General features: G+C 64.0%; 19 protein-coding genes, 1 other RNA gene and 1 pseudogene. 10 read left to right on the forward strand and 11 right to left on the reverse strand.

Annotation, left to right across the window (positions count from 1 at the left end; all coding sequences use genetic code 11):
• Window positions 1-99: 99 nt before the first annotated feature.
• The 3 genes from A7A08_RS13260 to A7A08_RS13270 all read right to left on the reverse strand — a co-directional run bounded on the left by A7A08_RS13260 (window position 100) and on the right by A7A08_RS13270 (window position 2,214).
• Entirely contained in the window at window positions 100-660 is a 561-nt protein-coding gene (locus A7A08_RS13260; RefSeq protein ID WP_141694000.1) for a hypothetical protein, read from the reverse strand.
• Window positions 603-1,244 carry a tetratricopeptide repeat protein gene (locus A7A08_RS13265; RefSeq protein ID WP_141694001.1) on the reverse strand — a complete coding sequence of 214 codons (642 nt, stop codon included), beginning with the start codon at window positions 1,242-1,244 and terminating at the stop codon, window positions 603-605. Before A7A08_RS13265 ends, A7A08_RS13260 begins: the two co-directional genes overlap by 58 nt.
• A 292-nt stretch (window positions 1,245-1,536) precedes the next feature.
• Window positions 1,537-2,214 carry a glutathione S-transferase family protein gene (locus A7A08_RS13270; RefSeq protein WP_069095948.1) on the reverse strand — a complete coding sequence of 226 codons (678 nt, stop codon included), beginning with the start codon at window positions 2,212-2,214 and terminating at the stop codon, window positions 1,537-1,539.
• Window positions 2,215-2,311: 97 nt separating this feature from the next.
• Here A7A08_RS13270 and A7A08_RS13275 point away from each other — a divergent pair, with 97 nt between their 5' ends.
• Together A7A08_RS13275 and A7A08_RS13280 are read left to right on the forward strand one after the other, a co-directional pair.
• A complete protein-coding gene (locus A7A08_RS13275; RefSeq protein ID WP_069095985.1) occupies window positions 2,312-3,745 on the forward strand; it encodes a leucyl aminopeptidase family protein in 1,434 nt (477 codons plus the stop codon).
• Between the two features lie 2 nt (window positions 3,746-3,747).
• Window positions 3,748-4,623 (forward strand): C40 family peptidase, encoded by an 876-nt coding sequence (locus A7A08_RS13280; protein WP_069095949.1) that lies wholly within the window; start codon window positions 3,748-3,750, stop codon window positions 4,621-4,623.
• 168 nt (window positions 4,624-4,791) lie between these two features.
• Here A7A08_RS13280 and A7A08_RS13285 read toward each other — a convergent pair whose 3' ends face one another.
• From A7A08_RS13285 to A7A08_RS13315, 7 genes and pseudogenes are all read right to left on the reverse strand, one after another.
• Window positions 4,792-6,462, reverse strand: a complete 1,671-nt coding sequence (locus A7A08_RS13285) for an ABC transporter ATP-binding protein (RefSeq protein WP_069095950.1) — start codon at window positions 6,460-6,462, stop codon at window positions 4,792-4,794.
• Window positions 6,452-7,407, reverse strand: a pseudogene (locus A7A08_RS13290) (cation diffusion facilitator family transporter). Before A7A08_RS13290 ends, A7A08_RS13285 begins: the two are co-directional and overlap by 11 nt.
• Window positions 7,364-8,548 (reverse strand): ABC transporter permease, encoded by a 1,185-nt coding sequence (locus A7A08_RS13295; protein WP_069095951.1) that lies wholly within the window; start codon window positions 8,546-8,548, stop codon window positions 7,364-7,366. Before A7A08_RS13295 ends, A7A08_RS13290 begins: the two are co-directional and overlap by 44 nt.
• Window position 8,549: 1 nt before the next feature.
• On the reverse strand, window positions 8,550-9,659 hold the full coding sequence (locus A7A08_RS13300; protein ID WP_069095952.1) for a microcin C ABC transporter permease YejB: 1,110 nt from the start codon (window positions 9,657-9,659) through the stop codon (window positions 8,550-8,552).
• A gap of 111 nt (window positions 9,660-9,770) precedes the next feature.
• The gene (locus A7A08_RS13305; protein ID WP_069095953.1) at window positions 9,771-11,813 is read right to left on the reverse strand and encodes an extracellular solute-binding protein; all 2,043 of its coding nucleotides are present in this window, start codon (window positions 11,811-11,813) and stop codon (window positions 9,771-9,773) included.
• On the reverse strand, window positions 11,814-13,673 hold the full coding sequence (locus A7A08_RS13310) for an extracellular solute-binding protein (RefSeq protein ID WP_069095954.1): 1,860 nt from the start codon (window positions 13,671-13,673) through the stop codon (window positions 11,814-11,816).
• Window positions 13,674-13,971: 298 nt separating this feature from the next.
• A complete protein-coding gene (locus tag A7A08_RS13315; RefSeq protein WP_069095955.1) occupies window positions 13,972-14,856 on the reverse strand; it encodes a c-type cytochrome in 885 nt (294 codons plus the stop codon).
• A 199-nt stretch (window positions 14,857-15,055) separates the two neighbouring features.
• Here A7A08_RS13315 and A7A08_RS13320 point away from each other — a divergent pair, with 199 nt between their 5' ends.
• The 8 genes from A7A08_RS13320 (at window position 15,056) to recR (ending at window position 20,477) form a co-directional block, all read left to right on the forward strand.
• Complete coding sequence (locus A7A08_RS13320; protein ID WP_069095956.1) at window positions 15,056-15,799, forward strand: 3-deoxy-manno-octulosonate cytidylyltransferase; 744 nt, start codon at window positions 15,056-15,058, stop codon at window positions 15,797-15,799.
• Entirely contained in the window at window positions 15,796-16,668 is an 873-nt protein-coding gene (locus tag A7A08_RS13325) for a prephenate dehydratase (RefSeq protein WP_069095957.1), read from the forward strand. The genes A7A08_RS13320 and A7A08_RS13325 overlap by 4 nt, the downstream gene beginning before the upstream one ends.
• A gap of 55 nt (window positions 16,669-16,723) precedes the next feature.
• Window positions 16,724-17,212 carry a DUF6790 family protein gene (locus A7A08_RS13330; RefSeq protein WP_069095958.1) on the forward strand — a complete coding sequence of 163 codons (489 nt, stop codon included), beginning with the start codon at window positions 16,724-16,726 and terminating at the stop codon, window positions 17,210-17,212.
• 87 nt (window positions 17,213-17,299) lie between these two features.
• An RNA gene (gene ffs, locus A7A08_RS13335) (signal recognition particle sRNA small type) lies at window positions 17,300-17,394 on the forward strand.
• A gap of 103 nt (window positions 17,395-17,497) precedes the next feature.
• On the forward strand, window positions 17,498-18,259 hold the full coding sequence (gene dnaX / locus A7A08_RS16945) for a DNA polymerase III subunit gamma/tau (protein ID WP_245290943.1): 762 nt from the start codon (window positions 17,498-17,500) through the stop codon (window positions 18,257-18,259).
• Window positions 18,172-19,404 (forward strand): hypothetical protein, encoded by a 1,233-nt coding sequence (locus A7A08_RS16950; protein ID WP_425349032.1) that lies wholly within the window; start codon window positions 18,172-18,174, stop codon window positions 19,402-19,404. Before dnaX ends, A7A08_RS16950 begins: the two co-directional genes overlap by 88 nt.
• The gene (locus A7A08_RS13345; RefSeq protein WP_069095959.1) at window positions 19,401-19,727 is read left to right on the forward strand and encodes a YbaB/EbfC family nucleoid-associated protein; all 327 of its coding nucleotides are present in this window, start codon (window positions 19,401-19,403) and stop codon (window positions 19,725-19,727) included. The genes A7A08_RS16950 and A7A08_RS13345 overlap by 4 nt, the downstream gene beginning before the upstream one ends.
• A gap of 144 nt (window positions 19,728-19,871) precedes the next feature.
• A complete protein-coding gene (recR, locus tag A7A08_RS13350; RefSeq protein ID WP_069095960.1) occupies window positions 19,872-20,477 on the forward strand; it encodes a recombination mediator RecR in 606 nt (201 codons plus the stop codon).
• Window positions 20,478-20,480: 3 nt separating this feature from the next.
• Here recR and A7A08_RS13355 read toward each other — a convergent pair whose 3' ends face one another.
• Window positions 20,481-20,666 (reverse strand): hypothetical protein, encoded by a 186-nt coding sequence (locus A7A08_RS13355; protein WP_069095961.1) that lies wholly within the window; start codon window positions 20,664-20,666, stop codon window positions 20,481-20,483.
• Between the last annotated feature and the right edge of the window lie 68 nt (window positions 20,667-20,734).

A 20,734-nucleotide genomic window follows, 5' to 3' on the forward strand; every position in this document is an offset into this window, starting at 1 on the left:
GGCCAAGATGGCCGGAGCGCCGATAGCGGCAATCCAGGCAAATGAAAAAGCGGCGCCAAACGACGCCGCTTCCCCATCTAAGTAAAAATCGATGTCAGCCTATTGCACGTCCGAGCGGAGCAGGCTGGCCGCGGCGGCAGGGTTGACGGCGCCCGCGGGAGGGCTCTGGACGGTCGGGGCCGGGTCGGCCTGGGCGATTGCGGTGCGCGGCGGCGCGCTCTTCTTTGCAACCGTGGTCGCTTGGTTCGCGCTGGGGTCGTACCGCATAGCCACGGCAGGCCGCTCCACGCTGGCCGGAATCGGAATGTTCCGGGAAGCGACCGGCGTCGGCGCCGTTCCTTTCGGCGCCACGCTGGAGCCGGAGCTCTGAGAGCGCTCGGCCTCGATCGCTGCTTGGCTCGATGGTGTCTGCAGGCTCTGGGGCAGCCGGCCGGCCGGACGGGCGGGCACATTGCCCGCCGGAGATTCGGCCGCCGCCATGCGGACAGGCTGAGAGGCGGCCTGCCTGCTGTCATGTCCATCGGGGCCGAACGGACCGAAATCTCGCGCCGGTGGCTCCGGTACGGGTTCAGGTTCGGCGGAAGCGACCTGGGTCTGATTGTTCAGCATATTGCGCAGATAGGCGACGTTCTGGTTCGCCTCCTTCTTGCTCGTCCCCACCGAGCTACCTGGGTCGCCTCGTTGTATTTGCCCTGCAGCCCAAGGACCAAGGCGAGGTTCTGGCGCACCCGCTTATCCGTGGAGCCGCTCGCCACCGCCTGGCGCAGAAGTGTCTCGGACTCCTTTGCCTTCCCGTCCAGCGCATAGGAAAGGGCGAGATTGTTGATCACGGAGGTCGAATCCGGCTTCTGCTTGAGCGCGGCCTGGAAATAGCGCTGCGCGTTCGCGTGGTCGCCCTTCTTGGCGAGCAGGGTGCCCTGGGCCGAAAGCGTCCGCCAATCCGTCACGCCTTTCTGCTGGGCGACGGCGAGGGACTTCTGGGCAATGTCCGTGCGCCCCAGCTCAAGGGCCACTCGTCCGAGCTGGGCGGCGATTTCGCCGTTGCCGGAATTGGCCTGGAAACCGCTGTTCAGGACTGTGAGCGCCTGCTGCTTGTTGCCCGTGGCTTTCAGCGCATAGGCGTAGCCGAGCACCATCTTCGGATCGCTCGGATTCTTGGCATAGGCCGCAGCCCATTGGCCGACCTTTGCGCGATTCGACTGATCGCCGCTCAGGGCCGCCGAGTTAACGGTCGGAAGAGCCATGCCATTGGCGCCGATCAGCCCATTTCCGGCCGTCTTATTGCAGCCTCCAAGCAGGGCCGCGGCGGCCGTGGTCAGGATCAGGATCCTGAAGAATGACGCCGGGAACCTTCGGTCTCGGAAAAGACGGGAAACATGCAAGGACCTCGTTGGCGGCCGCAGAGGAGGCCGCTTCACTGCATTCGCTCCCGTCACTTTCTGATACACGCGTCAAAAAAGAATTAACCATAAGGACTTGGAAAGGCTTGAGAAGTTAACCGGCGTTAAGACTCTGCCGATGGAAAGGGGTGCGGCCCTAGGTAACGTCAGGATAGCGTTCGGCCATCTCGACCTTGGCTCCGGCGAGCCATTCCGCCATTTCCGGCATGGCCAGGATCGTCTCGCCATACTCAGCCGCCCGTCCGTCATCGCCGAATTCGGAGAGGTCCACCTGAAAGGTTTTAAACCGCGTGGCAACCGGCGCGTACATCGCATCTGCAATGGAGAAGCGCCCGAACAGAAACGGACCCTCGGCGCCGTAGGTCTTGCGCGCACCGTTCCAGATGGCGACGACCCGGGCGATATTGTGCTGCAGCGGTTCAGTGATTTCAGGCGTTGGGAGGGTGCTCACCAGATCCATCGGCATATCGTTGCGCAATGCCTGGAAGCCCGCATGCATCTCCGCCGAGACGCCGCGCGCCTCCGCCCGGGCCCGCTCGTCCTCGGGCCACCAGCGGGCCTCCCGGTGCCGTTCGGCCAGGAATTCGAGGATGGCGAGAGAATCCCAGACCAGGAACCCGTCGGTCTTCAGCGCGGGCACCTTCCCCGACGGTGAATGATCGAGGATCGATTGCTTCGTCTCCAGCCCTCTGCGGAGAACGATGTACTCCTCCTCGAAGGGCACGCCGAAATGCTTCATGGCTAGCCAGGGCCGCAGGCTCCACGACGAATAATTCTTGTCTCCGATCACCAGCCGGTAGCCATGGTCAGCCATTCTTGCCCTCCACTTTTGTTGTCGCCATTGTCATCGCCGCAATGCCCTGCCATTAATGCTGCGCGCGCACAAGCTCGGCCACAACGCTGCGGAATCCATGGCAAATAAAGCGAATACCCTGGAGGCTCTTGGCCTCCAACTGAAGACGTTCATCGCCGACAAGGACGCGGAAGCGATCCCGATCCGGCTCATCGCCTCTCTCGAAGACGGCACCCTCGACAAGCTGACCGATGGCCAGCGGGCATGGGTCGAGAGCCAGAACTGGCAGCCCGCGCCCGGCCAGGCCTTGATCCTGCCCGGCGATAGCGGCGCCATCGGCGGTGTGCTGTTCGGCACGGGCGGAGACGCCTGGAAGAAGGACCGCCCGTTCCTGCCGGGCGCGCTTCCGGCATTGCTTCCGGCCGGCGACTACGCCTTCGTCGACGATACTTCCGATTCCGAGCTCACCAGCCTCGCATGGCTCGCCGGCTGCTATCGCTTCAATCGCTACAAGGCCGACCAGAGCGTGAGGCCCACCCGACTGAAGCTTCCCGCCGGGGCCGACCAGGCAAAGGTCGTCGCCCTCGCCCAGGCTCTCTATTTTGGCCGCGATCTCATAAACACGCCGGCGAACGATTTCGGCCCGGCTGAGCTTGAGACCGCGGTTCGCGATCTCGGTCACACCTTCAGCGCCAGCGTGAAGGTTACCGAAGGCCGCGATCTTCTCGCCGACAACTTCCCTATGATCCACGCCGTCGGGCGCGCGAGCGACCGGCCGCCCAGGCTCATCGATCTCACCTGGGGCAAGCCCGACGCACCGAAAGTAACCATCGTGGGAAAGGGGATCTGCTTCGATACGGGCGGTCTCGATATCAAGCCGCCTAGCGCCATGCTGCTGATGAAGAAGGACATGGGCGGTGCGGCCGCGGCCTTGGCCGCCGCATTCCTCATCATGCAGGCGGAGCTTCCCGTACGCCTGCGCGTGCTGATCCCGGCCGCCGACAACAATATCTCGGCCAATGCCTTCCGCCCCGGCGACATCCTCCAGAGCCGAAGCGGCAAGACCGTGGAGATCGGCAACACCGATGCCGAAGGCCGACTCGTCCTCGCGGACGCTTTGAGCCTGGCTGACGAGGAAGCCCCGGACTACCTCGTCACCTTCGCCACGCTCACCGGCGCAGCCCGCTCGGCGCTTGGTCCTGATCTGCCGCCGCTCTATAGCGACGACGACGGCTTCGCGGAGGCGCTTCAGCAAGCCGGGACGGATACCGGCGACCCCGTCTGGCGCATGCCGTTCTGGGGGCCGTACGACGAGTGGCTGAAGAGCTCCATCGCCGACGTCAACCACATCTCGCAAGGGCCCTTCGCCGGTTCGATCACTGCCGCGCTCTTTCTGCGCCGCTTCGTCAGCGAGGCGAAGCACTTCGCCCATCTCGACATCTATGGCTGGGTACCCCGGCCGACGCCCGGCCGGCCGATGGGGGGCGAACCGCAAGCCGCCCGCGCGCTCTTTGCCTATCTCCAGAAGACCTTCGATAAGGGGGAGGCCTGAGGGTGACCACCGACGGGCCGCCAGACCCCCGGCTTCATCCCTATCGCGACGACCTCGCCGCAGAATATCTGCGCGGCCGCATCGAGGCTCCGCGCTACGTCGAAGGCACTCTCTACCGCATTGGTGTCTCACATCTGCCCTTGCGGCGAAGGCCCGATCCGGGCGGGCCCCTTGAGACCGAGGGCCTCTTCGGAGAGCGCGCGACGGTTTTCGACGAGAAGGACGGCTGGGGCTGGGCGCAGCTCCAGGACGGCTATGTCGGCTATCTGGAGATGGAGGGCTTGAGGAAGGACCTCGTCGAACCCACCCATCGCCTCACGGTCCTGCGGAGCTATCTCTATCCGGAGCCCGACATCAAGACCCCGCCGCTTGACCTCATCAGCATTAACGCGCTGCTGGCGGTTGAGGGCCGGGAAGGGCCGTTCCTGAAGCTGGCAACCGGCGAGTATGCGTTTGGTCGCCACGCCAAGCCGGTCGAGACCGCGGCGGAAGATTACGTGGCGCTCGCCGAGACCTTTCTCGGCACGCCCTATCTCTGGGGCGGCAAGACAAGCCTCGGCCTCGATTGCTCCGGCCTGGTCCAACTCTCCCTCCAGGCGGCCGGCTTCGATTGCCCGCGGGACACGGATATGCAGCGCGACGCTCTCGGTGAGCCCGTGGAAGATCTGACCGACCTACGCCGCGGCGACCTCGTCTTCTGGCGCGGTCATGTCGGCATGATGCGTTCCACCATTACGCTCCTCCACGCCAACGCCCACCACATGGCGGTGGCTGCCGAACCCCTGGAAGACGCGCGCGAACGCATCGCCAGCGAAGGGGCTGCGGAGATGGAGGTGAGGCGGATGCCGGGACTGACCGCCGGCGGATCTGCCGTTTAGATCACGTGGAAGAGATAAAGCAGGATGATGATGGGGATCGGGATGCCGACCAGCCAAAGAACGACGCCGCGCATGTGAATTTGCTCCGTCTACGTCTCCAGATTTGCGGAGAGAAGAACGCCGGTTCGGGCGGCCGGTTCCGGCGCCAGTGAAGCGTGAGCATTGACCTCAGCTTGAGACGGCTTCCGCGCCCGTCGCTTCCAGTTCGAACGCAGCCGCGAGCAGAGCCTTGGTGTAATCTGTCTGCGGGTTCTCGAACACCGTGTCCGCCGGGCCTTGCTCCACTACCTTGCCATCCCGCATCACGATGATGGAATTGGCGAGCGCCCGCACCACCTTCAGGTCGTGGCTGATGAAGAGATAGGCGAGGCTGTAGCGCTTTTGCAGGTCGCGCAGCAGGTCCACGATCTGCGCCTGCACAGAGACATCGAGCGCCGAGGTCGGCTCGTCCAGCACCAGGAATTTCGGCTCCAGCACAAGCGCCCGGGCGATGGCGATGCGCTGGCGCTGACCGCCCGAGAACTCGTGGGGGTAGCGGTCCTGCGTCGCCGGATCGATGCCCACTTCCTTCAGGGCCTTCGAGACCCTTGCCCGGCGCTCCTCCGCGCTCAGGCCACGCTTCTGCACCAGCAGCCCTTCCTCGACGATCTGGCTGACCGACAGGCGCGGCGAAAGCGACCCGTACGGATCCTGGAACACGATCTGCATTTGACGCCGGAAGGGCCGCATCTGCTTGCTCTCAAGCCCATCGATCCGATCCCCGAGATAGACCACCGGTCCTTCGCTCGAGATCAGACGGAGCAGGGCGAGGCCGAGGGTCGTTTTGCCGGAGCCCGACTCCCCTACGACGCCGACGGTCTGACCGTCCGGCACCACGACGTCGACGCCGTCGACCGCCTTGATGTAGCCGACCGTGCGCCGCAGGAAGCCGCGGCGGATCGGGAACCAGACCTTGAGATCGTCCGCCTCGAGGATGACGGGCGCATCAGGATTGGCCTTGGGCGGTCTGCCTTTCGGCTCCGAAGCGAGCAGGTGCTTGGTGTAGGCGTGCTTGGGCGCCTTGAAGATCTGCTTGGTCGGGCCGTGCTCGACGATCTCGCCATTGGTCATCACGCAAACCCGGTCCGCCATCTTCCGCACGACCCCGAGATCGTGGGTGATCAGCAGCATGGCCATATCGAGCTTTTCGCGCAGCCGCAGCAGAAGATCGAGGATCTGGGCCTGGATCGTCACGTCCAGCGCGGTCGTCGGCTCGTCGGCGATGAGCAGGTCCGGGTCGTTGGCGAGCGCCATGGCGATCATGACGCGCTGGCGCTGCCCGCCGGAAAGCTGGTGCGGATAGGAGTTGAGCCGCTCCTTCGGATTATCGATGCCGACCGCATCCAGCAGCTCCAGCACCCGCGCCTGGGCCGCCTTGCCGGAGATGCCCTGATGAATGGTCATGACCTCGGCCACCTGCTTCTCGATGGTGTGGAGCGGGTTCAGGGAGGTCATCGGCTCCTGGAAGATCATGGAGATCTCGTCGCCCCGGATCTTGCGCAGATCCGACTGGCGCATCTTCAAAAGGTCTTGCCCCTTGTAGAGGATCTCGCCGGAAGGATGAGACGCCGCCGGGTAGGGCAGCAGCCGCAGGATAGAAAGGGCGCTCACCGTCTTGCCGGAGCCGGACTCGCCCACCAGCGCGACGGTCTCCTTCTTTCCGATATCGAAGGAGATGTTCTTCACCGCGTGCACCGCGCCGCCGCCCTTGCCGAAATCCACGGACAGGTCTTTGACCGTCAGAAGCTTCTCGCCGCCCCTTGTGGCGTCCTTGTTCGTCTTGGTGCCCTCAGTGGCCATGAGACGCCTCCGCCGCTGCGTCCGCGCAGCCTTCGCATTCCACCTCGACCGTGGCGTGGTCCAGTCCGAACCGCTCCGCGAGCCGTTGCTTGATGTTTCGTACCACCTCGTCGACCGCCGTCGGCTGCTCGATGGAGGCATGCAGCGTCACCATGGAGCGCTCCTGGGTGATGGCCCAGACATGCACGTGATGCACATCTTCCACGCCCGAGACATTGGCCACCAGATCCGGCCCGATCTCCCGGCTGTCCACCTCCGGCGGCGCACCTTCGAGCAGGATGTGGGACGACGCCTTCACCACGTACCAGCCGCTGCGCAGAATGATCAGCGCGACCAAGACCGAGAGCAGCGGGTCGATGGGCGTCCATCCGGTCCAATAGATCACCGCGCCCGCGGCAAGCGCCGCCACCGAGCCGAGCAGGTCGCCCAACACATGAATAGCCGCGCCGCGTACATTCAGGTTGTCCCGGTCGCGCCGTGCAGCAGCCAGAAGGCGCCGATATTTACGAGAAGCCCAAGGGCCGCGACGATCATCATCACGCCTCCCTCGACCTCTGCGCCCGCAGTGAGCCGCTCATAGGCCTCGTAGACGATCCAGGCGGCGATCACGAACAAAGCCAGCCCGTTCACGAACGCCACCAGCACCTGGAAGCGGTCGAAGCCGTAGGTCCGCTTCCAGTCCGCCGGACGCCGCGCCAGCCGGAACCCGAACCAAGCCAGGGCAAGCGAGGCGAAATCCGTGAGCATATGGCCCGCATCGGCGATGAGGGCCAGCGATCCGGAGATCATGCCGCCCGCCACCTCGGCGATCATGAACAGTCCGGTGATGGCCGCCGCCAGCGCCATGCGCCGCTCGTTGCTGTCGTTCACGTGGCTATGGTCGTGCGATCCGTGCATCCGCCTATCCTTCCGCCGCGCCATACGCCTTGCGGGGGTCGAAGGCATCGCGCACCGCCTCGCCGATGAAGATCAGCAGGCTCAGCATGATGCCGATGACGAAGAACGCCGTCAGCCCGAGCCAGGGCGCATGGAGATTGTCCTTGCCCTGCGCCAGCAGTTCGCCAAGGGACGGCGAGCCTGGCGGCAGCCCGAAGCCGAGGAAGTCCAGAGAGGTCAATGTGGTGATCGAGCCGTTGAGGATGAAGGGCATGAAGGTCAGGGTGGCGACCATGGCGTTCGGCAGCAAGTGCTTCCACATGATGGTCCAGTTGCCGAGCCCCAGCGCCTTCGCCGCCGTGACGTATTCGAAATTGCGCGCTCGCAGGAACTCCGCTCGCACCAGTCCGACAAGGGCGACCCAGGAGAACGCCAGCAGGATGCCGAGCAGGATCCAGAAATTCGGCTCGATGACCGCGGCGACGATGATCAGCAGATAGAGCTGCGGAACGCTGGTCCAGATCTCGATGAAGCGCTGGAACAGCAGGTCCGTCCAACCGCCGAAATAGCCCTGCACGGCGCCGGCGGCCACGCCGATCACCGAAGACAGAATGGTGAGCACCAGGCCGAACAGTACCGAGATGCGGAAACCGTAGATGATGCGCGCGACCACGTCTCGCCCCTGATCGTCCGTGCCGAGCCAGTTCCATTCCAGCTCGTCGTTGCAGGGGTGGAAGCCGTCCTCGATGGCCCGCTCGCAATCCTCCTTCGTCAGAAGCCATGTCGGCTTCGACGGGAAGGCCATGGGCGGATCCTTGTTTTCCGTATTGTAGGAGAAGCGGATCGGCGGCCACAGGATCCAGCCGTCCCCGTCGACCTCGATCATCTCCTTCACCGCGGGATCGCGGTAATCGGCCTCGGTCTCGAAGAACCCGCCGAACGCGGTCTCCGGATAGGATTTGAAGATCGGGCTGTAGAGTTCGCCCTGATAGTCGACCAGCAGAGGCTTGTCGTTGGCGACGAACTCGGCGAACAGGCTGATCACGAATAGGACAAGGAAGATCCAGAGCGACCAGTAGCCCCGCTTGTGGGATTTGAAGATCGTCCACCGCCGCTTGTTGATCGGCGAGACCCTGACCCAGGGGCGGTTCCCTTCCGCAGCTTCGGCCGCTTCCTGCTCTTGGATGGCGACGTCGGTGGGAGCGTCCATCTCAGACCTCCCTTGTCTCGAAATCGATGCGCGGATCGACCCACGTATAGGTGAGATCCGAGATCAGATTCATGATCAGGCCGAGCAGGGAGAAGATGTAGACCGTGGCGAACACCACAGGGTAGTCGCGGTTCACGACGGATTCGAAGCCGAGCAGCCCAAGCCCGTCGAGGCTGAAGATCGTCTCGATCAGCAGCGAACCTGCGAAGAACGCGCCGATGAACGCCCCGGGAAATCCGGCGATGATGATGAGCATCGCATTGCGGAAGATGTGCCCGTAGAGCACCGAATGCTCGGTCAGCCCCTTGGCCCGGGCCGTCATCACGTACTGCTTCCGAATCTCTTCCAGAAACGAGTTCTTGGTCAGGAAAGTCGTGGTCGCGAAGGCCGACAAGGCCATGGCGAACATCGGCAGCACCAGATGCCAGAAATAATCGAGAATCTTGGAATACCAGGGCAGCTCCGACCAGTTCTCCGAAACCAGCCCCCGCAGCGGGAACCAGCTGAAGAAGGAGCCGCCGGCGAACAGCACGATCAGGAAGACCGCCACCAGAAAGCCGGGGATCGCGTATCCTAAGATGATCGCGCTGCTGGTCCAGACATCGAATTTGCTGCCGTCCGCCACCGCCTTGCGTATGCCGAGCGGGATGGAGATCGAATAGGAGATCAGTGTCATCCAGAGCCCGAGCGAGATGGAGACCGGCATCTTCTCCCAGATCAGCGACAGCACGCTGGTGTCCCGGTAGTAGCTCTCTCCGAAATCGAACCGCAGGTAATTCGACATCAGGATCAGGAAGCGCTCATAGGCCGGCTTGTCGAAGCCGAACTGCTTCTCCAGGCTTTTGATGAATTCGGGGTCGAGCCCCTGGGCGCCGCGATATTTGGAATTGGACGAGACGTCCCCGGGGGAAGTCTGGGATCTGCCGCCGCTGAAATCGCCGCCACCGCCGCTGATCTTCGCGGTCGCCGAGACATCCGAGCCGGTGAGCTGGGCGATCATCCGCTCCACCGGTCCGCCCGGCGCGAACTGCACGACCACAAAGGTCATCAGCATGATGCCGATCATGGTCGGGATGATCAGCAGGATACGGCGGAAGATATAGGCTGTCATGCAGGTCCGGGTTGCGTTGCCTCAGTTGGCGTTGTCGCGATCTCGCAAATCTCGATACAGCAAGTCTCGATACAGCATGTTTCGCATTCTCATGCCACAGGGCTCGGAGCGTCAGTCTAGCCGCCGCTTGCGGAAGCGGACGACCACCAGGACCAGGAGTCCGGCGAAGACCAGCGCGGCGATGAGATAGCCGATCGCGAACCCATCGTCCTCCGGCTGGTCCGCCTTCTGAGGGGGCTCGTCCTCTTGCAACGGATCGCGCGGCGCGTCCGGCTTGGCGTTGGCGGCCATCTGGGAATCCGCCGCCGCGCTGCCGGCCAGGGCCTCGGCCTTCGCCTCGTCGTACCACCACGTGTCGAGGATCCCGCGGTCGAAGCGCGGCTTCTGCTCCGGCTGGGAGAACTTGTCCCAATAGGCCACCGTGTGCGTGCCCTTGTACCAGTGGGGCACCCAGTAATGGCCGGCCCGCAGCACCCGGTCGAGCGCCCGCGCCGCCGTAACCAGCTCGCCCCGGCTCTTCGCCTCGATGATATCGGAGATCAGCTCGTCGGCCGCCGGGTTCGCGATGCCGGCGAGATTGAGCGATCCGGTCATGTCGGCGGCTTCGGAGCCGAAATAGCTCCGCAGCTCCGGCCCCGGTGTGAGCTCCATCCCGTAGCGCTGGGTCACGACGTCGAAATCGAAGCCTTTGAGCCGCTGCTGGTATTGGGAGGGGTCGACCATGCGCATCCGCGCCTGGATGCCGAGGCGCTGAAGGTTGCGGATATAGGGCGCGGTCACCCGCTCGAAAGCCGGCTCGAAGTTGAGAAACTCGAGCTTCAGCGGTTCACCATCCTCATTGACGCGCACGCCGTTCTTCACCGTCCAGCCGGCCTCCCGCAGAAGCGCATCCGCCTTCTTCAGAAGCGCGCGGTCATGGCCGGACCCATCGGTGACCGGCGGCGCGTAGGCTTCGCCCTTCGCCGCCTCGGGAACAGGAGCCGAGAGGGTATCGAGCAAGGCGAGTTCTTTGTCCGTCGGCTCCCCCTCCGCCCGCATGGCCGAGTTCTCGAAATAGCTCTGGGTCCGGTCGTAGAGACCGTAGAAGAGGTTGCGGTTGGTCCATTCGAAATCGAAGGCGAGGCCCAGGGCTTCCCGCACCTTCGGATCTTTCAGCGCATCGCGCCGCGTATTGAGGAACCAGCCTTGCGTGCCCGAAGGCGTGTCGTCTGGAAGTGTCGCTTTTTTCACCCGCCCGGAGGTGATGGCCGGGAAATCGTATTCCGTCGCCCAGACCTTCGAGGTGAACTCTTCGCGGAAGTCGTAGGCGCCGGACTTGAAGGCCTCCATCGCGGCTGTGCGGTCGCGGAAATACTCGAAGCGGATCTCGTCGAAGTTCCAGCGGCCCCGATTCACCGGCAGATCCTTCCCCCAATAGTCGGGATCGCGCTTGTAGGTGATGTTGCGGCCCTGATGCAGCCCTTCGACCGTGTAGGGGCCGGAGCCGAGCGGCGCCTCGAGGGTCGTCTCGGCGAAGTCCTTGTCAGCGTAATACGCCTTCGAGAAGATCGGCAGGGTTGCGACTGTGAGCGGCAGGTCGCGGGTCTGGTTGCCCTTGAACCTGTAGCGCACCGTCTCGTCGTCGAGCGCCTCTGCCTTCTCAACGTCCCGCAGCATCTGGCGATAGAGCGGGTGGCCCTTCTCCTTCAGGGTCTCGAACGAAAAGGCGACGTCTTCGGCTGTGAGCGGACTGCCATCCTGGAAGCGCGCCTCGGGGCGCAGCTTGAAGGTGACGGACATGCCGTCGTCGGCGACTTCGCCGGATTTCGCCACCAGCCCGTAGACCGCATCCGGCTCGTCCTGGGCGCGGGTCATCAAGCTGTCGAACAGCATCTCCATGCCCTGTGCCGCGTCACCCTTCAGGATGTACGGGTTCAGGCTGTTGAACGTGGTCACGCCGCCCCAGCCGATCAGGCTGAACCGGCCGCCCTTCGGCGCATCGGGATTCACGTAGTCGAAGTGCTCGAACTCCGCCGGGTATTTCAGATCGCCGAAGGCGGAAAGCCCGTGCCTCGGCTCCGACGCCTCGGCGCCGAACGTCCCGAAAGCCAGGGCGGCCGCAAACAGCCAGGCCGCAACGCTGCCCGGACGGATCGGCTGGGCCACCGCCGCCATCTACTTCGCGCCTCCGGGGAGCTTCGCGGCCTTCTCCTTGTCGTACCACCAGACCTGCACGAAGCCCGGCGAGAGCTCCGGTAGCGTCTTCGGCTGGCCGTAACGGTTCCAATAGGCGATCCGCACCACGGGCGAATACCAGTGGGGCACCACGAAGTCGTTCCAAAGGAGAACCCGGTCCAGCGCATGGGTGGCTGCGACGAGCTCCTCCCGGTCCTTGGCGTAGATCACCTTGTCGATCAGCTTGTCGATGGCCGGATCCTTGATGCCGATCAGGTTCTCGCTGCCTTCCCGGTCGGCCGCTTCCGATCCCCAGTAATAGCGCTGCTCGTTACCCGGGGAGCGTGACTGGGCGAAGCTTGTAACGATGATGTCGTAGTTGAAGCGCTGGAGGCGGCGCGTGTACTGGGCGGAATCCACCAGGCGCTCGGAGGATTTGATGCCGAGCTTCTCCAGATTGCGCATATAGGGCTGCACCACGCGTTCGAAGAGCGGGTTCACCAGCAGGAACTCGACCTGCATCTTCTCGCCCGTCTTCTCGTTGGTGAGCGCGCCGTTCTTCACCTTCCAGCCGGCCTCGTTCAGGAGCTTCATGGCCTCGCGCAGATTCGCGCGCAGCCCGCCCTTACCCTCGGTGGTCGGGTTCTCGTGCACTTCCGTGAAGACCTCCGGCGGCACCTCGTCCTTCACTTCGTTCAGGATCTCCAGCTCGCGGCCTTCGGGCAGCTTCTTGGGCGCGGCGAGCTCCGTGTTCTCGAAATAGCTTCCGACGCGCTTATACTGGCCGAAGAACAAATTCTTGTTTGACCATTCGAAATCGAAGGCCAGAGCGAAGGCGCGGCGGACCCGCACGTCCTGGAATTTCGGACGCCGGATGTTGAACGCGAAGCTCTGCATGGGGGCGGCGTTCGCCACCGGGACTTCCTGCCGCTTCACCCACCCCTTCTCGACCGCCTCGAAATCGTAGGCCGTCGCCCAGTTCTTCGAGCTGGACTCGTTGTGGTAGTCGAGTGAGCCGGCCTTGAACGCCTCGAACGCCACGGTGGGGTCGCGGTAATAGTCGAAGCGGATCGTGTCGTAGTTGTACTGGCCCGTGTTGATGGGCAGATCCTTGCCCCAATAGTCCTCCACCCGCTCATAGGTGATGGATCGGCCGGGCACGACCTTCTTGATCTTGTACGGGCCGGAGCCGAGCGGCGGCTCCATGGTCGTCTTCAGAGGATCGCGCTGGTTGCCCTTCGCGTCCTTCCCCGTCCACCAGTGCTTCGGCAGGATGGTGAGCTGGCCGATGATGAAGGGCAGCTCACGGTTGTCCTTGGTGTCGAACGTGAAGGTGACCTCGCGGTCGCCGGTCTTCTCCGCCGATTTGACGTTCTTGTAGTAGAGGCCGAGCTGCGGATTGGCTTTCTTGTTGATCTCCAGGCTGTAGATGACGTCTTCGACCGTGATCGGCTTGCCGTCGTGCCACTTCGCCCCCTCGCGCAGCTTGAAGGTCACCGACGAATAATCGTCCGGGTGGGAGATCCACTCGGCGATCTGGCCATAGGCGGCGGAGTCTTCATCCAGGCTGCTGGCGGTCAGGGATTCGTAGATCAGGCCGAGCCCTGCCGCGGAATCGCCCTTGTAGAGAACCGGATTGAGGCTGTCGAAGCCGCCGACCGCTGCCATGCGTACCCGGCCGCCCTTCGGTGCATCCGGGTTCACATAGTCGAAATGCTTGAAATCTGCCGGATATTTCGGCGTGCCGATAAGCGAGATGGAATGCTCGTGGGCGTCTTCGGCGTGGGCAATGGGGCCGACCGCGGTGGCGGCCAGCAGAAGGGCTGCAAGGCTGAAGCCGGAGATACGGGAAAGGATCATGCTGGATTTCTGCTCGACGAGGACGGGTTGAAACGGCCTGGGAGGCCCGAAACCTAAGCGTAGCGGCAGAAAAGGGCCTCAAAGTGCTGGCGCGACAGCCGCACTCTGCTGATCTCGGGTCTTACCATGGCGGGCCCGGCGACCAAATGAATTATCGGTTAGGTCGGAGTGCCGCGGGCCAAGAAAAGCGCGGGGCGGGGCCGTGTATTCTGCCGGATGCGCGGCAAACGAAACCCCAAATGAAAAGGGCGCCGGAATTACCGGCGCCCTCGTCGAACTCAGCTCTTTGGAGCGGCAACTATTGCGTGTCGCTCTCCGTGCCGGCATCGGCATTGGGCTCCTCATCCGGTGCGCTGGACTCGGCCGGCGCCTCGGAAGAATCCGTGGTCGAAGGCTCCGAACCCACATCTTCGTTGGGCTCATCGCCGGAACCGCTCTCGGCGGCCGGGGCCTCGGAGCTGTCCTCGTCGGCAGCAGCGTTCGGCTCTTCGGCCGGTGCGCTGTCGGCGGAAGGCTCTTTCTCTTCCGACATCGGCTCCTCAGGCGGACCCTTCTGCTCGGTCGCGGCCTTGTCGGCCTCGCCCTCGGTCGGCTCCTTCGGCGCGGCTTCCTCGCCGCCTTCGTCACCCGCAGCAGCAGCGGAATCGTCGCCGCCAGCCTCAGGCAGGGGCTTCGGATCGTCGCTGAGGGTGCGCAGATAGGCGATCACGTCGGCGCGCTTCTTGGCGTCGGGCATGCCCGGATACATCGCCATCTTCGTGCCGGGGATGTGGACATTCGGATGCTCGATCATGTCGTCGAGATTCACGTAGTCCCAATCGCCGCCATGATCCTTGACGGCCGGCGAATAGTCGTAGCCCTCGTGGCTGCCGACCGGACGCATCACGATATCCCAAAGGTTCGGGCCGACCATGTTGGCGCCGCCCTTGTCGACCGTGTGGCAGCCCTTGCAGATGCCGGCGGCCGATTCGCCCTTCTTGGCGTCGGCGCTGGCCAGCAGGGTCAGCACTTCGTCGTCGCCACCCTTCTCTTCGGCGGCTTCGCCACCGGCAGCCTTGCCGCCCTCTTCCTCCTTGGCGCCCGGAACATCGTAGCCCGCATGTTCGGTCTCGTGTTCCATCGTAAGGATGGTTATCAAGGTGCGGGTGCCGAAGAAAAGCACCAGGGCCGCAAGCACGGCCATTGCAAGTTGGTTAAACCGATAGCTATTCATTCTGTCGTTTCCCCCGGAAGCAAAGGCATCTCAACCGTCTTAAATGCGGCGGCGGCCGAGATTAATTGGCGCCAACCCGCATGGCAACTGAACCGATATCCAAAGTCTGGTTAGCATAGGACCGCAGAAGGGTCGCGCTAACCGGCTGTTTATGTCTACGAAACCCCATATGTGCAAGACTCTCATTATCATTCCTGCGCGCTTGCAAGCGAGCCGTTTGCCGCAGAAGCCCCTCGCGCCCATCGCCGGCGAGCCCATGATCGTCCATGTTTGGCGCCGCGCCACGGAATCGGGCTGCGGCGAGGTTGTCGTGGCAACGGATTCAGAGGAAATCTCTGCCGCCGTTTCAGGAGCGGGCGGCAAGGCCGTTCTAACCGATCCCGATCATCAGAGCGGCTCCGATCGCGTCTACGAGGCTCTTTCCGCTGCCGATCCGGACAAGACCTGCGACATCGTGGTCAATCTCCAGGGCGATCTGCCGACCCTGGATCCGGCTCTCGTCGCCACCTGCGTCGATGCTCTCGCCCCTGGGGAGGCCGATATCGCGACATTGGCTTGCGAGATCGCCGAAGAGGAAGAGCGCACCAATCCCAATGTGGTGAAGGTTGTCGGCACACCCGCAGGAGAAAGCCTTCTGCGCGCGCTCTACTTCACCCGCGCCACCGCGCCCTACGGCGAGGGCCCGCTCTATCATCACATCGGCATCTACGCGTACCGCCGCGCGGCCCTGGAGCGCTTCGTCTCGATGCCGCCCTCGACTCTCGAGAAGCGCGAGAAGCTGGAGCAGCTCCGCGCCCTCGAAGCGGGCATGCGCATCAATGTGGCCCTCGTTGACACCGTTCCGCTCGGTGTCGATACTCCGGTCGACCTCGCGCGGGCGCGCGGGCTAATGGAAAATCCCGGCACATCATGAGCGAAACCAGCCGCCAGAAAATCGCCTTCCAGGGCGAGCCCGGTGCCAATTCCCATTTGGCCTGCAACGACGCCTATCCGGAGATGGAGCCCCTGCCGTGCCCGACCTTCGAGGACGCGCTTAGCGCCTTGAAGTCCGGCGAGGCCGCTCTTGCCATGATCCCCATCGAGAACTCGGTGGCTGGGCGCGTCGCCGATATCCATCACCTCCTGCCGGAGTCGGGCCTGTTCATCGTAGGTGAGCATTTCGAGCGCGTCCGCCATCAGCTTCTCGTGTTGCCGGGCACAAAGCTTGAAAGCCTGAAGACCGTTCACAGCCACACAATGGCGTTGGGACAGTGCCGCAACGTGATCCGAGAGCTCGGGCTCACCCCGGTGACCGAGGCCGACACGGCCGGCGCCGCCAAGGAGCTTGCGGAGACGAAGAACGCCACGGCCGCGGCCATCGCGTCGTCTCTGGCGGCGGAGATCTACGGGCTGGAGATCGCCAAGTCGGATATCGAGGATGCGGAGCACAATACGACCCGCTTCGTGGTTCTCGCGACCGAGCCGCGTACGCCCGCCATGGAAGACGGACCCGCCGTGACCAGCTTCATGTTCCGGGTGCGCAACGTGCCGGCCGCCCTCTACAAGGCGCTCGGCGGCTTCGCCACCAACGGCGTGAACATGACCAAACTGGAATCCTACCAGCTCGGCGGCTCCTTCAATGCGAGCCAGTTCTACGCTGATATTGAAGGCCACCCCGAAGAGCGCATGGTGCAGCTCGCCCTGGAGGAGCTTGCCTTCTATTCCGCCGAGCTCACGATCTTCGGCACCTATCCGGCGAGCCCCTTCCGCGCCAAGTTGAAAGAAGCCGCCGACCAGGGGTGAGGCCCCGCGAATCGCGCTATTATCGGGCTTCCTTCGCGAAACAAGGGAGCGCCTGATGATTGGCCTTGCCATTGCCGCCCTCTGCGTGATCGCACCGCTCCTGCATCTCTTCCTCAGCAAGCAACCCCGCACGCAACACCGCGTCGTCCGCATCCTGCTGCTCTATGCCTTGGTGATTGGCGCCGGCGTGATGGGCTTCCTCTTCGGCTTCATCCCCCATGTCTTCTTCCCCGATGAAGCGGCGAAGGCGATCGGCTGGCAGCCGAGCCCCTTCCAGTTCGAGGTCGGCATCCATGACGGCGCCTGGGGCATCCTCGGCTTCCTGTGCATCTGGATCGGCGGCACGTTCTGGCTGGCCACCGGTCTCGGCTGGGCCCTCTTCATGCTGGGCGCCACCTATGGGCATATCTACCAGACCGTCACCCACGACAATTACGCGCCCTACAATTTCCTGATGATCTTCTCCGACGGCTTTATCGCCCTCTGGCTGCTCGGGCTGCTGTACCTCTATTGGCGCCAGGGCGGTTTTGCGCGCGAGGCCTGACCGTCCGCCGCGGTTCTCTGCGGCCCATCAAGGCCCATCGACAAGGGTTGCTATACCCCGGGGGATAAACGATATAGTCGGATTAGGGAGGTTGGCAGCAGGCGCGTGCCTCGCCAACCGGGTCAGGTCCGGAAGGAAGCAGCCCTAACGAGTTTTACGCGGGTTGCTCGTCCAGCCTCCCACTTCCTCCGATGACCGGCAGGCGGCGCCGTGGCTAGCGCTTCGGCCGCCGAACGGCGCGACAAACATCTGGCGCCCAATCGATCTTTTGAGGATTATCGCCCGATGGCCGAAGCCGGCGAAACAGCAAAATCCACCGGGCAGAAGGATGCGGGCCACGCAGCGCTCGCCCGAAAATATCGCCCCAGGACATTCTCAGAGTTAATCGGCCAGCAGGCCATGGTGCAGACGCTGAAGAACGCGTTTGCCGCCGACCGCATCGCTCAGGCCTACATGCTGACCGGCGTGCGCGGGGTGGGAAAGACCACCACCGCCCGGCTCATCGCTCGCGGCCTCAATTACGAGACGAAGGACGGAGCGGGCGGCCCCACCGTGGATTTCGACGAGGAGGGCGAGCATTGCCGCGCCATCCTCGAAGGCCGGCATCTCGACGTGATCGAGATGGATGCCGCCTCACACACCGGCATCGACGACATCCGCGAGATCATTGACAGCGCCCACTACAAGCCGAACACCGCGCGCTACAAGGTCTACATCATCGACGAGGTTCACATGCTCTCGCGCCAGGCCTTCAACGGCCTGCTGAAGACGCTGGAAGAGCCGCCTGCCCATGTGAAATTCATCTTCGCCACCACGGAAGTGCGCAAAGTGCCCGTGACGGTGCTCTCCCGCTGCCAGCGCTTCGACTTGAAGCGCATCGAGATCGAGCCCCTCGTCGAGCATCTCACTACGTCGCCAAAGCCGAGGACGCCCAGGTCGAGCGGCCCGCCCTCAATCTCATCGCGAAATCCGCCGAAGGCTCGGTGCGCGACGCGCTCTCCATTCTCGATCGCGCCATCGCCTTCGCTGGCGGCAGCTTGGACCTGAACCAGACCAGCGCGCTTCTCGGCCTCGCCGATCGCGGCCGCATCTTCGATCTCCTGGAGACGGTCCTGAAGGGCGATGCTGGCGGCGCCTTGAAGCAGCTCGCCGATCTCAACCGGGACGGGGCCGAACCTGTGCAGGTGATCGCAGATCTCGCGGAAGCGGTGCACACCGCCACTCGCGCCAAAGCGATGGGCGAAGAGGGCCGCGACGCCAGCCTGCCCGAAGCCCAGGCCGAACGCGCCGCCGAGCTTGGCGGCAAGCTCTCCATGGCGGTGCTCGCCCGCGCCTGGCAGATGCTCCTGAAAGGCCACGAGGAGGTGGAGAGCGCCCCACGGCCCCTCGCCGCCGCCGACATGGTGCTGGTGCGCCTGGCCTATGCCGCCGACCTGCCGAGCCCCGGCGATCTTATCAAGCGGCTGGAGCAGGGGGAGGGTGCCAGCCCCGCGCGCGGCCAGAGCACGCCCCAAGGAAGCGCTCCGGAGGCCAGCCGCGATCCCGAGCCCGTGTCGCAAGCCCAACCTGCTCAGCCTCAATCTTCGCCTCAGGAATCGGAGAACCCGGCGCCGCCCGGCATGGACGTCGAACCGGAGCCTTCCCGCGCCCCGGCACCCGAGCCGGAGCAGGTGGAGGACAACGCCGATCCGCGTAGCTTCGAAGAGCTGGTGCAGCTGGCCGAGGATCGCCGCGATCTTCTTCTGAAGAATGCCCTCATGGAGAAGGTGCGGCTGGTCTCTTTCCGCCCGGGCTCCATCGAGATCAACCTTCTCCCCGACGCCCACAAGGAGCTGACCCAGGAGCTGAGCCGCGCCTTGAAGCGCTGGACCGGCCGCGCCTGGGGCATCGTCGTCACCAACGAGAAGGAAGGCGATGTCACCCTGGGCGAGCAGCGCCGCCAGGAAAAAGAGGCGGAGCTTGCGCGGGTAAAGGAACACCCCGCGGTGAAGGAGGTTTTTCAGCACTTCCCCGACGCCACGATCAAGGCGGTGCGCCCGCTTTCCAGCGGGGGGGAGGCGGATCCCTCTCAGGCCGTTGAGGCAGGGGATGAAGAGATACCCACCGACGAGCCGTGGGAAGACGGCAGCGATTTCGACAGCGGCGATGATTTTCCAGACAGACGCATGAGCGAGGACGGCAGAAAACGATGAAGAACCTGATGGGCATGATGAAGCAGGCGCAGGAGATGCAGGGCCGCATGGCCGAGCTGCAGGAAGAGCTTGCGCAGGCCATCGTCGAAGGACAGTCCGGCGGCGGCATGGTGCTGGTCACCCTTAACGGCAAGGGCGAGATGATCGGCGTGAAGCTCGATCCGTCCCTCATGAAGCCCGACGAGGCGGAGATCGTCGAGGATCTCGTCGTCGCCGCCCATAACGACGCCAAGGCCAAGGTCGAGACCATGATGCAGGACAAGATGAAGGCGCTGACCGGCGGCCTTCCCCTCCCGCCCGGCATGAACCCGTTCGGCAGCTGATCTTCATCCCGAACCCCAACTCTGAGCTGTCATCCCCGCGAAGGCGGGGATCCAGTAATCACCGAGCTTCCGAAAAGCGCTCCGGCCGTGGTTACTGGATCGCCCGGTCAAGCCGGGCGATGACGAATGAACTGATGGAAAACCATGGCGCGCGGCACCGCTAGCCCCGAGATCGAACAGCTCATCCAGCTGCTGGCCCGGCTCCCCGGTCTCGGCCCCCGCTCGGCCAGGCGCGCGGCCCTCGATCTGGTGAAGAAGAAGGAGCAGCTGCTCCAGCCGCTCGCCACCGCGCTGGCCACGGCCCGCGACACCATCGTCACCTGCGAGGCCTGCGGCAATATCGATACGGTCAGCCCCTGCACCATCTGCCGGGACGAGACCCGCGACCGGACCCTGATTTGCGTGGTGGAGGAGGTCGGCGATCTCTGGGCTCTGGAGCGCGCCGGCGTCCTGCAGGGTCTTTATCACGTCCTCGGCGGCACCCTGTCGCCTCTGGACGGCATCGGTCCCGAAGACCTCACTATCGGCAAGCTGGTGGAGCGCGCCCGCGATCCGAAAGTGGTCGAGATCCTGCTCGCCCTGAACGCCACGGTCGAAGGCCAGTCCACCGCCCATTTCATCTCCGACCAGCTGGCGGATTGCGGCGTTGCGATCTACCGCCTGGCCCATGGCGTGCCCGTGGGCGGCGAACTCGACTATCTCGACGACGGCACCCTCGCCGCCGCCGTCAAAGCCAAGAAGATGGTTTGAGGTCTACTCCGCCAGCTTTTCATCCACGCCGCGGGAGAGCTCCTGCAGGCACTGATCGGAGAGATTGACGCTCTGGATGGTCTCGATGAAGCCGTCCTGCTCCATCTCGCTGCCGACCCAGATGCCGAGCGGCGCGGCGATGATTGCGGCGGTCAGCATGCCGAGTACGAAGGTGACTGTGCGGTTCATGAGTAATCTCCACGCGTTTCGGAGGTCGCCCTCTCGACGGTTTTTCGATCCCGATCGTCTTTCAAATT

Origin of the sequence: Methyloligella halotolerans (assembly GCF_001708935.1) — a bacterium.
Lineage (GTDB): Bacteria > Pseudomonadota > Alphaproteobacteria > Rhizobiales > Methyloligellaceae > Methyloligella > Methyloligella halotolerans.